This window comes from Cellulosimicrobium sp. JZ28 (assembly GCF_015327065.1).
In the GTDB taxonomy this organism is placed as follows: Bacteria; Actinomycetota; Actinomycetes; order Actinomycetales; family Cellulomonadaceae; genus Cellulosimicrobium; species Cellulosimicrobium funkei.
On sequence record NZ_CP017660.1, the window covers coordinates 3205866 to 3217714 of the forward strand.

The window sequence follows — 11849 nt, forward strand, 5'->3', positions numbered from 1 at the left end:
CGGGACAGCCCGTACGACGACGCGTCAGGCCTCGAGGATCAGCGTGACCGGGCCGTCGTTGACGAGGTCGACCGCCATGTGCGCGCCGAACCGCCCGGTCGCGACCTCGACCCCGCGGGCGCGCAGCGCCTCGACGACCGCGTCGACGAGCGGCTCCGCGACGGGACCGGGCGCCGCGCCGTTCCACGACGGCTGCCGGCCCTTGCGCGTGTCCGCGTAGAGCGTGAACTGGCTGACGACGAGCACGGGCGCGCCGTCGTCGAGCACGGACCGCTCCCCCGCGAGGATCCGCAGCTCGGCGATCTTGCGCGCGATCGTCTCCACCTGCGCGTCGCCGTCGTCGTGCGTGACGCCGACGAGCGCGAGGAGACCCGGCCGGTCGATCGCGCCGACGACCTCCGCCGTCCCGTCGTCGGACACGACGCGCACGCTCGCGCGCGTCACGCGCTGCAGGACGGCCCTCACGGCCGTCCCCCGTCGTCGCGCCGTGCGGCGGCGGACGAGCGGCCCCGCGAGGCGTCGTGCACCGCGTCCGTCCCGGGCTCGTCGAGCACCGCGCGCACGGTGCCCACCGGCTGCCCGGCGCCGAGCACGGGCACGTCGCCGAGCGCGTCGAGCCCTGAGGCGTCCGCGCCCGCGACGTCGAGCGCCCCGAGACGGCGCAGCGCCGCGGCGAGCACCGCCGGGCGGGGCCGGGACGCGCCGTCGAGCACCTTGAGGGCGAGGGCACGGCCGTCGGGCAGCCCGGCCCCGTACACCCCGTCGGCCCCGTCCTTGGCGACCAGGCCCGGGACGGCGCGCATCGCGAGGGTCGCGTCGCGTCCCGTGCCGCCCACCATCTCGGGGAACGCCGCCATGGCGCGCGCGACCTCCGCCTCGGGAGAACCCGGGTCGTCCTGCGGGGCCGCGGCGAGTCGCCCGAACGCGCGCGCGAGCCCGCGCACGGTCGTCGAGAAGAGCGGCGCCCCGCAGCCGTCGACCGTCACGTGCTCGACGGCGACGCCCGTCGCCTCCGCGACGGTCTCGCGCACCGCGACCTGCAGCGGGTGGTCGTGCTCCAGGTACGTGCGCGGGTCCCAGCCCGCGACGACGCACGTCGCGAGCATCGCCGCGTGCTTGCCCGAGCAGTTCTGGGTGATCGACGACGGGCCGTTCCCCGCCTCCTGCCACGCGAGCGCGGCCTGCGGGTGCAGCGGGAGGTCCGGGGTGTTGCGCAGCGCGGACTCGTCGAGCCCGGCGCCCGCGAGGATCTCGCGCACCCCCGCGAGGTGCTCGGGCTCGCCGTTGTGGCTCGCGGCGGCGAGGGCCAGCAGGCGCGGCGGCAGGCGCAGTCCGTGCCGCAGCATCGCGACGGCCTGGAACGGCTTGACGCTCGAGCGCGGCCAGACGACCGTGCCGGCGTCGCCGCGCTCGAGGAGCGTGCCGCCGTCGGGCTCCAGCAGCACGAGGTGCCCCGTGTGGACGGACTCCACGAGGTCGCCGCGCACGACCTCGGCCAGCGGGACGGCGGCGCGCGCGACCCCGGTGCGGACGTCGTCGGTCACCGCGGCGCTCACCAGCCGCCGGGCCGGCCGGACGACCCGTTGCCGCGCCCGTTCCCGTACGGCTGGAGGCGGGGACGCACGTCGACGAGGTACACGATCGCCGCGACGACCGCGATGATCCCGATGAAGCCGAGGTTGATCCCGCCGCCGAGCGGGATGGAGAGGAAGCCGAGCGCCGCGGCGACGCCGAGGATCGCGAGCCAGATCGGCTTGCTCAGCTTGCCCTCGGCCGTGAACGCGCTCGCGGGCCGCCGGATCGCGTCGACGAGCGCGAAGAGCTGCGTCCCGAACACGACCAGCGACAGGAGGAGGTAGACGATCCACTGCAGCGACCCGAAGATTCCCACGGGCACGAGCCTACGGTCTGGCGAGCGGCCACGGCACCACGCGCAGCCCGGCGGCACGCGCCGCGGTGACGACGTGCGGGTCCCACGCGGCCACGACCGTGTCGTCGTGCGCGACGGCGAGCGCGCTCGCCACGTGCACCGCGTCGTTGCTGCGCAGCGACCCCGCGGCGACGAGCCGCGACGCGCGGTCGGTCACGGCGCCGGACACCTCGACCATGTGCAGCGCGGGTCGCAGCGTGTCCCACGTGCCGAGCGCGCGGGCGTGCGCCGGGCCGTCGATGACCCCGCCGCGGGCCCCCGCGGCGAGCGCGGCGCGGACCTCGACGTCGGCGAGGCGGCTCGTGACGACGACGTCCGCACGGTTCCACAGGCGGCTCGCGAGCGCGGAGCCGGCCTCGGGACGCACAGCTTCACGAGCGCGCTCGCGTCGAAGTAGACGAGGGCCACCGCGGGCCCCTCAGCGCCGGATCCGGCGCACGAGCGCCGCGACCCCGCCGCCGCGGGCGGCCCGGGCGCCGTCGGACGGGCGCGAGCCGTCGGGACCCGCCGGACGTGCCCCGTCCGTCGCCGCGGCGAGCGCCGGCGCGGGCACCGCGTGCACGGGACGCTCCCCCGCCGGAGGCACCAGGACGCCGTCGCGCACGAGCTCGGTGACGAGGTCCGCCGTCGCGACGCCGGTCAGCCGGGCGACGGGGACGCCGCGCTCGGTGATGACGACCTCCTCACCGTCCCTGGCCCGCTCGATCCACGACTTGAGCTCGGCGCGCAGCGCGCTGACAGGGACCTCCATGCCCCGACCGTACCGGCCCGCGGTACCGCTGTGCAGGGGTCGGTCGTCCCGGGTGCGAACGCTCTCAGAGCTCGGGGAGCGCGTCGCGCGCCTGCTCGGGCGTCGCGCCCGCCGCCTCCAGGGCGTCGACGATCGGCGACCGCACGAGCATCACGAGCGACTGGACCTGCCAGTCGCCGTCGCCGAGCGCGTGGGGGTCGGCGCTGCGGGCCACCTCGAGGAGGACCTCGCGCGCGACCGCCGGGTCGCGCCCCGCGCCGACGGCCTCGGCGAGCACGTGCACCCCGGCGCCGAACCGAGCGACGAGGTCCGCCACGGCGTCGAGCTCGTGGTGGTCCGGGCCGCTCGCGACCGGCCGCGCGCGCCGCGCCAGGACGCGCACGCTGCGCATCGCGCGGTCGACGAGCACCGCCTGCCGCTCGAGCCCGCCCAGCTCGTCCCGGTGCCGCAGCCCGGCGGCGCTCACGCGCGCGAGCTCGCGCGCGGACGTCGCGGACGACTGCCACTCCTCGAGCGCGCCCTCGGACGCCCGGCCCTTGACCAGCGCCGCGTCGAGGTCCCCGGGGTCGCGCGCCCGCAGGCCGCGAGCGAGCACGTCGAGCACGCCCGCGAGCTCAGACGTCGCCTCCGCGCCGAGGAGACGGGGGCGTCGCCGCGGGTCGCCCGGGGTGAGCGCCGCGACGGCGAGCGCGACGGCGCCGCCCACGAGCGCGTCCGTCCACCGCCCGAGCGGGCCGCCCGCCTGCGCGGCCGGGAGCCCGACGATGACGATGGCCTGCACGCCCGCCTGCGTCGTGAGCATCGCGCCCCGGTCGATGAAGCGTGCGGCGAGGGCCGAGACCGCGAGGACGACGGCGACCTGCCACCAGCCCGACCCGATCGCGTGGACCACGAGGTCCCCCAGGCCGACGCCGATCGCGACGCCCACCGCGAGCTCGAGCACGCGGCGGAGCTGACGGTCCTGGCTGAAGCCGAGGCAGATCCACGCGGAGACCGGCGCGAAGAAGGGGGCCGTGTGCCCGAGCCCGTACCGGGCGATGCCGAACGCGAGACCGGCGGCCGCCGACGCCTGGAGGATGGGCCACAGCGCCACGCGCACGCGCGACGCGCCCTGACGGACCCGGGCCCGCAGGAGGAGCCGGCGCCACGCCGTCCGGGCGACGTCGACCGCCCCCGGGGACTGCCCGCGCGCCGGCCCCGACGTCACAGCATGCTCGTGGGTGCGCCCTCGCCGCGCGGCGTGACGCCGCGCCCGACGGGACCGCGCGCGGCCGGACGGTCGACGGAGACGCCCTCGCCGGGCACCACGACCTCCTGCGCCGCGGAGATCGCGCCGCCGTCGCAGTCGACGAGGAGCTCGGCGTCGACCGGCGCACTCCGCTTGAGGACCGCGAGCGCGATCGGCCCGAGCTCGTGGTGGCGCGCGACCGACGTGACGGCCCCGACGGCGCGGCCGTCGAGCGTGACCTCGGCACCCGGGGCGGGCAGCAGGTGGCCCGAGCCGTCGAGGTGCAGCATGACGACTCGCCGCGGCGGACGCCCGAGGTTGTGCACGCGCGCGATGGTCTCCTGCCCGCGGTAGCAGCCCTTGTGCAGGTGGACGGCAGTGCGCAGCCAGTCGGTCTCGTGCGGGATCGACCGGTGGTCGACCTCCGTCGCGAGGCGTGGGCGCCAGGCCTCGACGCGCGCGGCCTCGCTCGCCCACGTGCCCACGAGGCGCCACCCGGCGGCCTCGCGCGCCGCGACGGCGTCGGCCAGCTCCGCGCGCGGGACGAGCACGAGCCGCCACGGGCGCTCGCGGCCCGGGTGCTCGTCCTCGGGCGGGCCGTACCGCGTGCCGCCCGCGAGGACGCGCGGCCACGGGTCGCGCCACGTCACGGGCTCGTCCTCGGCGCCCTCGGCGTCGACCGGCTCGCCGAGCGCGGCCCACTCGTCCGTGGCGTCGGCGATCTCGACGCGGAGCATGAACTTCATGCGGTCCAGCCACGCGGCGAGGTCGGCCGCGTGCGAGCGCTCGGTGACGAGCCAGGTCGTGGTGCCGTCGTCGACGACCGACGCCGCGTGCTCGACGTGGCCCTGCGGCGAGAGCACGAGCAGCTCGGTCGAGGTGCGCGGCGCGAGGTCCGTGAGGTCCTGGGACGTGATGGAGTGCAGCCAGCTCAGCCGGTCCGGGCCCGTGACCGTGACGACGCCCAGGTGCGACTGGTCGACGACGGCGCCGCCCGTGCGCAGCGCGCGCTGCTCCCCGGTCGGGTCGCCGTAGTGCCAGGCGACGCCCTCGTCGGGGCCCGTCGCGGGCACGGCGCCGTGGCGGGACAGGAGCGGGCTGGTGTAACCGGTGGTCACGGGTGGTCCTCCTTCGTCGACGCGTCCGGGCCGGGCGGGCCCCTCGGGCCGCCCGGTGGCCTGCGTCAGGCCGACGGGCGCCGGGTCAGCTTCGCGGACGCGTACGACTGCAACGGCTGACCGAAGGCCGCCAATTCCCACACCCACAGGAGCTGGCCCTCGACGAACCCGTAGAGCCGCTTCGAGGCCGTGACCTCGGACGCGGTGGACGTGCGCGCGATGAGGTCGCTCGCCAGGTCCACGCGGCCGTTGCCGACGGCGCCCAGGTACACCGACACGCGGCCCGCCGGGTCGGCGACCAGGACCTCGAGGGGGTGGCGGTCGTCCTCCAGGCCCTCGGGCCGGTCGGTCGACACGCGCCAGTAGCCGGTCTCCGTGGACCAGACGGGCGACGCGGCGGCCGCGGCGTCGAGGGTGGCCTCGTCACGCTCGGGCCACTCGCCCTCCGCGGGCACCGTCTCGGGGACCGCGGCGTCGAGGACGCGCAGCGTCGACTCGTAGCGCAGGTAGGGGCCGCCGTCGTGATCGAACACGACGTCGTGGACGAACGGCGTCTCCTCGATGCCCGGGTACTTGACGACGCCCTCGCCGCGCCAGCTCCCGACGAGCCAGGCGAGCGGGTACACCTCGGGAGCGAGGCCTTCGGGGAACTCGAACGGCATCAGCGACCACCTCTCGGAGTCGGGCGGCGCGTGGCGCCCGCGCGGGGACGGGCCCCGCGCGGCGACGTCAGCGCTGGCCCTTGAAGAGCTTGTAGACGACGTACCCGGCGAACCACGTGATGGTCACCGTCGCCGCGAGGAGCAGGCCGAGGAAGATCAGCTCGAGAGTGTGCGGGCTCATGCGGGCGATCCTACCGGCCGGACGGCACCGGCACGCCGTGGCCGTGGTCACCCGCGGGACTACGCTCGGCCGCGTGACCGACTCCTCGCTCCCTGCCGCCGCCCCCCGCCCCCGCTCCCTCGTCGTCAAGACGACCTCCGGGCTCGACCGGCCCGAGGCCGCGAACCAGGCCTTCACCGTCGCCGCCGCCGCGGTCGCGGCGGGCGTCGAGGTGAGCGTGTGGCTCACGGGCGAGGCGGCGTGGTTCGGGGTGCCGGGCCGCGCGGCGGAGCTCGAGCTCGAGCACGCGGCGCCGCTGCCCGACCTGCTCGACGCGGTCCTCGCCGCGGGCACGCTGACCGTCTGCACGCAGTGCGCGGCGCGCCGCGGGATCACCGCCGACGACGTCCTGCCCGGCGTGCGCATCGCGGGGGCGGCGGTGTTCGTCGAGGAGGCGCTGCGCGAGGGTGCCCAGGCGCTCGTCTACTGAGCGAGCCCCGCCCGCGGGCGCTCGCCTGCCGGGCGGGCGCGCGCCGGGCCGTCAGCGGGCCGGCGCGACCCGGCGCAGCAGCAGGTACAGCTCGCACCCGAGGCACAGGCCGAACGCGGCGTTGAGGACGGCGGCCACGAGCGCGAGCGCCGCCGCGGCTGGCACGGCGCCCGCGACGCCGATCAGCCCGAGCACGACTCCGGCACCGGTGATCACGAGGCCCACCGCCTGCGCGAACCGCGGCGGCCTCGGGTCCTCGCGCTCCGTCGTCGGGCCGATGCGCGGGAGCAGGACCAGCCGGTAGACGGCCGCCTGCCACGTGCCCTGCGCGCCGCGGACGGTGCCGAGCAGGAAGCTCGCCGCGACGACCGCGAGCAGCACGAGCGCCGCGGGCGACGTCCAGAGCAGGATCACCACGGCGAGCAGGACGGCCGTCATGCCCGCCCCCGCGCGCGGCCCGCGCGGGTCGATGCCGGCGGGCGCGCCGCCCGGCTCGGTGACGGTGGCCTCCGGGCCTGCCTGGTCGCTCACTCGGGTCTCCTCCGGTCGGGCCGTCGGAGACGGCGGTCAGCTGCCTGGCACGCTCGCGGGCCGCGCGCCCGGGTCCGCGACGGCGAGCGCCGCGAGCGCCTGGGCGCGGTTCATGCCCCCGCTCGCGCGGGCGACCTCCCGACCCTCCGCGTCGAGCACGAGGACGGTCGGCGTGCGCAGTATGCCGAATGCTCGCACCAGGTCGAGGTGGTCGTCGACGTCCATCTCACGATGCGTCACGTCCGGGTGCGCGGCGCTCACGTCGCGCAGGACCCGGGCGGTGGCGCGGCACGGCGCGCAGAGCTCGGCGGAGAACTGGACGAACGTGCGGCGCTCCGCGAGCGCGACGCCGTGCGCCGCCCAGTCCACGGGCGCGGGCCCGGCGACGGCGGCCGCCGGCGACGCGGGTCCTCTCCCCCGCGCGGCCCGCACGACGCCCTGGCGTCGCTGCCACCACACGCCGAGCGCGGCCGTCGCGACGAGGGTCACGACGAGCAGCACGACGGCGAGCGGCGACGGGGTCACCCGACGATCACCCGGCCGACGACGAAGATCAGGGTCCCGCCGACGGCGACGGGCAGGGCGGTCGCCGAGAACGCGCCCAGACGGCCGCGCAGCTCGGGGAGCTGGTCGAAGAGCGCGTGCAGCGACGCGACGAGCAGGCCCGCGACGACCCCCGCCCAGACGCCGCCCAGCAGCTCGAGGTCGGGCATGACGTAGCCGACGGCGCCGCCCGCGAGCACCGCGAGGCCGAGCGTCAGCGCGGCGTTGAGCCAGCCGCCGAGCGGCAGCGCGGACACCGCGGACGCCACGGCGAGCGCGACCGCCGTCGTGACGACGAGGGACTCGCCGGCGTCGGTGCGGCCCGCGGCGATCCAGCCCGCGCTCGACGTCGCCACGACGATCCCGCTCACCGTGCCGATGAGCGACTCGACGAGGCGCGGACGGCCGTCGCGCCGCAGGAGCTCGGCGACGAACGCGAGGACGACGGAGAGCGCGAGCACGACGGGCAGGTGGCGCAGCGCGGGCTCCCCGTGCGTCGCGGCGGTCGCGGCCACGGCGCCGAGCCCGGCGATCGCGATGACGACCCGGGTCCCGCCGTGGACGGGGATGTCGAGCAGCCGCGGCCAGCCGATCGCGACGCCCAGCGCCAGCGCGCCCGACGCGATCGTGAGCGGCAGCGGGCCGAAGAACGCGGCGACGGCCACGACCGCCGCCAGGCATGCCGTCACGACGGCACGGGTCGAGAGGTCCACGCGGTCAGCGCCCCGTTCGGGGGTCGCGGGAGGGCGTCGGGTCGTGCAGCACGCCTCAGAGTGTCGCAGAGACTCGCCACGGGCCGCTCACCGGCTCCCTGTCGACGGCCGGGCGGCGGTGTCGCGAGCGGGCCGCGGCGTCGCTGCCGGGCAGCGCTGTCACCGGCCGGGGAGAGCGGACGCGCGCGATGTGAGACACGCACCGTGCGAGCGGCCGGCACGCGATACGGTAACCGTCCACGGACCGCGGACGTGGCCGACGACGTGGCGTGCCCCGTAGAGGTCCGTCCCGTCCGGTCGCCACGCGTCGACGCCCGGGGGCGCCGCCCGCGCCCCGCGACCCGGAAGGAGGTGCCGGATGGCCGACCTGCTCATCCTCACCCCCGCCACTGGCGGTTCCGTCGAGGTGCTGCCCGCGCTCGGCCTGCTCTCGCACCGCATCCGGGTCCTGCCCATGGAGCCGTCGGCGCTCGTCGACGCACCGGACTCGGACGTCGTGCTGCTGGACGCGCGCCGCGACCTCGTCGCCGCCCGCACCACGTGCCGGCTCCTGCACGCCACGGGCCTGACGGTCCCGCTCGTGCTCGTGCTCACCGAGGGCGGGCTCACCGTGGTGACCGCCGAGTGGGGTGCCGACGACCTCCTGCTGGAGGGTGCCGGACCGGCCGAGGTCGAGGCCCGCCTCCGCCTCGTCATCGAGCGCTCCGCGCGGGGTCCAGCCGAGGACGGCCCGCAGGAGATCGCGGCGGGCGAGCTCGCGATCGACGCGAGCGGCTACACCGCCCGGCTGCGCGGCCGCCCGATCGACCTCACGTACAAGGAGTTCGAGCTCCTCAAGTACCTCGTCCAGCACCCGGGCCGCGTGTTCACGCGCGCGCAGCTCCTCCAGGAGGTCTGGGGCTACGACTACTACGGGGGCACGCGCACCGTCGACGTCCACGTGCGCCGTCTGCGCGCCAAGCTCGGGCCGGAGCACGAGCAGCTCATCGGCACGGTGCGCAACGTCGGCTACCGGTTCGACCCGCCGAAGGACCGCCGTCCCGCGGCGGCCACGGAGACGTCCGGAGCGGACGCCGCCGGCGCCGGCTCCGGGTCGTCGGCCGACAGCGGGTCCGGGACGCCGGTAGGTTCGTCCGGGTGACGCCCGACCCCTCCGACTTCACGTCCGCCCTCCTCGACGGCCCCTGGCGCCACGAGTTCGTGCCGGCCAACGGGGCCCGCTTCCACGTGGCGCTCGCCGGTCCCGAGGACCGCGGCGTGCGGGACCCCGGCCCGCCGCTCGTCGTGCTGCTCCACTCGTTCCCCCAGTTCTGGTGGGCGTGGCGGCACCAGCTCGAGCCGCTGGCCGCCGCGGGCTACCGCGTCGCCGCGATGGACGTGCGGGGCGTCGGGGCGTCCGACAAGCCGCCGATCGGCTACGACGCCCCGACGCGCACACGTGACATCGCCGGCGTGATCCGCTCGCTCGGGTCGGGGCGCGCGGTCGTCGTGGGCCACGGCACCGGCGGCAGCCTCGCCTGGGCGATGGCCGCGCTCCAGCCCGCCGTGACGGCCGGGGTCGCCGCGTTCTCCGCGCCGCACCCCGCACGCCTGCACACGTCGGCCCGGCGGCTCCTCACGCCCGCCGCGCAGCGCCAGCTCGCGTTCTACCAGGTGCCGACGCTGCCCGAGCGCGCGCTCGTCCGCGGCGACCTCGTGGCCGACGTGCTCGCCACGGGCGCCGCGCAGCCCTTCGCGCCCGACGTCGTCGACACGTACCGCACCGTCATGCGCATCCCGTTCGCGGCGCACACCGCGATGGAGTCGCTGCGCTGGGCCGTGCGCTCCACCCCCCGGCCCGACGGGCGCCGCTTCCTCGCCGCGCTCCGCCACCCCGTCGAGGTCCCCGCCCTCCAGGTGCACGCGGCGCGCGACGGGCTGCTGCGCCGCGAGCTCGCGGACGCCGACGGCGCAGCGCTCGCCCGAGACTTCCGCTTCGAGGTCGTGGACGACGCCGGGCACTTCCTCCCTGAAGAGGCCCCGGGCACCGTGACGGACCTGCTCCTGGACTGGCTCCCCACGACGCAGCGGCCCGCGGGCTGACCGCGCCCTCGCCCGACCGTCCGCGCGAGGCCCTCAGCTCGTCTTGACCAGCGCGGCCGCCTTGACCGGGTCGACCTCGCCGACGCCGAAGGACGGGCACCACCGCGCGATCGTGCACGCGCCGCACGCGGGCTTGCGCGCGAAGCACACCCGCCGGCCGTGGAAGATCAGCCGGTGGGAGAGCATCGTCCACTCCGACTTCTCGATGAGCCCGCCGACGACCTGCTCGACCTTGACCGGGTCCTCCTCCGTGGTCCACCCCAGGCGGCGCACGAGGCGGCCGAAGTGCGTGTCCACGGTGAGCCCCGGCACGCCGAACGCGTTCCCGAGCACGACGTTCGCCGTCTTGCGCCCCACGCCGGGCAGGGTGACGAGGTCCTCCAGGCGGGCGGGCACCTCGCCGTCGAACCGCTCGACGAGCGCCTGGCCGATCCCGATGACCGACTGCGCCTTGGCCCGGAAGAAGCCCGTGGGCCGCAGGATCTCCTCGAGCTCGGCGCGGTCCGCCGCCGCGTAGGCCGCGGCGTCCGGGTAGCGCGCGAAGAGCGCGGGCGTCGTGAGGTTCACGCGCTTGTCCGTCGTCTGGGCCGAGAGGACCGTCGCGACGAGCAGCTCGAGCGGCGTGGTGAAGTCGAGCTCGCAGTGCGCGTCCGGGTAGGTGACCGCGAGCTCACGGTTGGTGCGGCGCGCGCGCCGCACGAGCGCGAGGTGCGACTCTGGCTTCGGGGCCCGCGCGCGGGCCTGCTCGGTGGTGGTCACGAAACCCACCGTAGCCGCCGCCCCTGACACCCGAGTTGCAGCGGTAGGGCAGACTTGTCCTGGAACATTTCCGAGGACGAGACGATAGGACACCCCGCGTGGACGACGACGTTGTGCTCTCCGCCCCCCTGTTCGCGACGATGGACGCGGACGAGACGCGCACCCTCTTCGAGTCGATGCAGCAGATCGAGCTCTCGCGCGGAGACGTGCTGTTCCGCGAGGGCGAGCCGGGCGACCGCCTCTACGTGATCGCGAGCGGCAAGATCAAGCTGGGGCGCCGCTCCAACGACGGCCGCGAGAACCTCCTGTCGATCCTCGGCCCCGGCGAGATGTTCGGCGAGCTCTCGCTCTTCGACCCGGGCCCCCGCACCGCCACCGCGAGCTCCGTCGCCGACTCCGTGATCTACGAGCTCGGCCACGACCAGCTCGTCGAGTGGATCGAGAAGCACCCGAGCGTCGCCAAGCACCTGCTCAACGCCCTCGCGCGCCGCCTGCGCCGCACGAACGAGACGCTGGCCGACCTCGTGTTCTCCGACGTGCCGGGCCGTGTCGCCAAGGCGCTCCTCGACCTGTCGACCCGCTTCGGCGAGGAGACGGACGAGGGCGTCCGCGTCGCGCACGACCTCACGCAGGAGGAGCTCGCGCAGCTCGTCGGCGCGTCGCGCGAGACCGTGAACAAGGCGCTCGCCGACTTCGCGACGCGCGGCTGGGTCCGCCGCGAGGGCCGGGCCGTCGTCCTGCTCGACATGGACCGCCTGGAGCGCCGCGCGCGCTGAGCGGCCACGCCGGCTGAGATGCCGCACGAGATGCCGACGAGAACGGGGTCGGCGACCGGATCCTCACGGACCTGGTCGCCGACCCCGTTCTCGTGCGGGCGTCGCG

At 76.5% G+C, this 11849-nt stretch carries 16 protein-coding genes; 4 read left to right on the top strand and 12 right to left on the bottom strand.

Features of this window, described 5'->3' with window-relative positions; translation table 11 throughout:
- Positions 1-24 precede the first annotated feature (24 nt).
- The 8 genes from dtd to BJP59_RS14320 all read right to left on the bottom strand — a co-directional run bounded on the left by dtd (position 25) and on the right by BJP59_RS14320 (position 5689).
- The gene (dtd, locus tag BJP59_RS14285) at positions 25-465 is read right to left on the bottom strand and encodes a D-aminoacyl-tRNA deacylase (protein WP_194521246.1); all 441 of its coding nucleotides are present in this window, start codon (positions 463-465) and stop codon (positions 25-27) included.
- Positions 462-1544 (bottom strand): asparaginase, encoded by a 1083-nt coding sequence (locus BJP59_RS14290; RefSeq protein ID WP_194521247.1) that lies wholly within the window; start codon positions 1542-1544, stop codon positions 462-464. The genes dtd and BJP59_RS14290 overlap by 4 nt, the downstream gene beginning before the upstream one ends.
- Before the next feature lie 8 nt (positions 1545-1552).
- The gene (locus BJP59_RS14295) at positions 1553-1891 is read right to left on the bottom strand and encodes a DUF2516 family protein (RefSeq protein WP_308200541.1); all 339 of its coding nucleotides are present in this window, start codon (positions 1889-1891) and stop codon (positions 1553-1555) included.
- A 10-nt stretch (positions 1892-1901) separates the two neighbouring features.
- Positions 1902-2297 (bottom strand): type II toxin-antitoxin system VapC family toxin, encoded by a 396-nt coding sequence (locus BJP59_RS14300; RefSeq protein ID WP_228485076.1) that lies wholly within the window; start codon positions 2295-2297, stop codon positions 1902-1904.
- Positions 2298-2348: 51 nt separating this feature from the next.
- Entirely contained in the window at positions 2349-2681 is a 333-nt protein-coding gene (locus BJP59_RS14305; RefSeq protein ID WP_194521248.1) for a type II toxin-antitoxin system prevent-host-death family antitoxin, read from the bottom strand.
- A 64-nt stretch (positions 2682-2745) separates the two neighbouring features.
- On the bottom strand, positions 2746-3888 hold the full coding sequence (locus tag BJP59_RS14310; RefSeq protein ID WP_194521249.1) for an FUSC family protein: 1143 nt from the start codon (positions 3886-3888) through the stop codon (positions 2746-2748).
- Entirely contained in the window at positions 3885-5027 is a 1143-nt protein-coding gene (gene ygfZ, locus BJP59_RS14315; RefSeq protein ID WP_076404532.1) for a CAF17-like 4Fe-4S cluster assembly/insertion protein YgfZ, read from the bottom strand. The genes BJP59_RS14310 and ygfZ overlap by 4 nt, the downstream gene beginning before the upstream one ends.
- Before the next feature lie 65 nt (positions 5028-5092).
- The gene (locus BJP59_RS14320; protein WP_043654723.1) at positions 5093-5689 is read right to left on the bottom strand and encodes an FABP family protein; all 597 of its coding nucleotides are present in this window, start codon (positions 5687-5689) and stop codon (positions 5093-5095) included.
- Positions 5690-5943: 254 nt separating this feature from the next.
- Between BJP59_RS14320 and BJP59_RS14325 the strand changes: the two genes are divergently transcribed.
- Complete coding sequence (locus BJP59_RS14325; protein ID WP_228485077.1) at positions 5944-6339, top strand: DsrE family protein; 396 nt, start codon at positions 5944-5946, stop codon at positions 6337-6339.
- Between the two features lie 51 nt (positions 6340-6390).
- On the opposite strand, the gene BJP59_RS14330 is transcribed toward BJP59_RS14325, so the two are convergent.
- The 3 genes from BJP59_RS14330 to BJP59_RS14340 are packed head-to-tail and all read right to left on the bottom strand — an operon-like array spanning position 6391 to position 8126.
- Complete coding sequence (locus tag BJP59_RS14330) at positions 6391-6870, bottom strand: DUF4395 domain-containing protein (protein WP_076404531.1); 480 nt, start codon at positions 6868-6870, stop codon at positions 6391-6393.
- A gap of 36 nt (positions 6871-6906) precedes the next feature.
- Positions 6907-7395, bottom strand: a complete 489-nt coding sequence (locus tag BJP59_RS14335) for a thioredoxin family protein (protein WP_194521251.1) — start codon at positions 7393-7395, stop codon at positions 6907-6909.
- Positions 7392-8126: a hypothetical protein gene (locus BJP59_RS14340; RefSeq protein ID WP_043654716.1), complete on the bottom strand. Its 735-nt coding sequence runs from the start codon at positions 8124-8126 to the stop codon at positions 7392-7394. Before BJP59_RS14340 ends, BJP59_RS14335 begins: the two co-directional genes overlap by 4 nt.
- Positions 8127-8484: 358 nt before the next feature.
- On the opposite strand from BJP59_RS14340, the gene BJP59_RS14345 reads away from it, so the two are divergent.
- Together BJP59_RS14345 and BJP59_RS14350 are read left to right on the top strand one after the other, a co-directional pair.
- On the top strand, positions 8485-9267 hold the full coding sequence (locus BJP59_RS14345; protein ID WP_228485078.1) for a winged helix-turn-helix transcriptional regulator: 783 nt from the start codon (positions 8485-8487) through the stop codon (positions 9265-9267).
- The gene (locus BJP59_RS14350; RefSeq protein ID WP_086149747.1) at positions 9264-10208 is read left to right on the top strand and encodes an alpha/beta fold hydrolase; all 945 of its coding nucleotides are present in this window, start codon (positions 9264-9266) and stop codon (positions 10206-10208) included. The genes BJP59_RS14345 and BJP59_RS14350 overlap by 4 nt, the downstream gene beginning before the upstream one ends.
- Positions 10209-10241: 33 nt before the next feature.
- On the opposite strand, the gene nth is transcribed toward BJP59_RS14350, so the two are convergent.
- Positions 10242-10967: an endonuclease III gene (nth, locus tag BJP59_RS14355; protein ID WP_043654712.1), complete on the bottom strand. Its 726-nt coding sequence runs from the start codon at positions 10965-10967 to the stop codon at positions 10242-10244.
- A gap of 98 nt (positions 10968-11065) precedes the next feature.
- Between nth and BJP59_RS14360 the strand changes: the two genes are divergently transcribed.
- Positions 11066-11743 carry a Crp/Fnr family transcriptional regulator gene (locus BJP59_RS14360; RefSeq protein WP_047232250.1) on the top strand — a complete coding sequence of 226 codons (678 nt, stop codon included), beginning with the start codon at positions 11066-11068 and terminating at the stop codon, positions 11741-11743.
- Positions 11744-11849 lie beyond the last annotated feature (106 nt).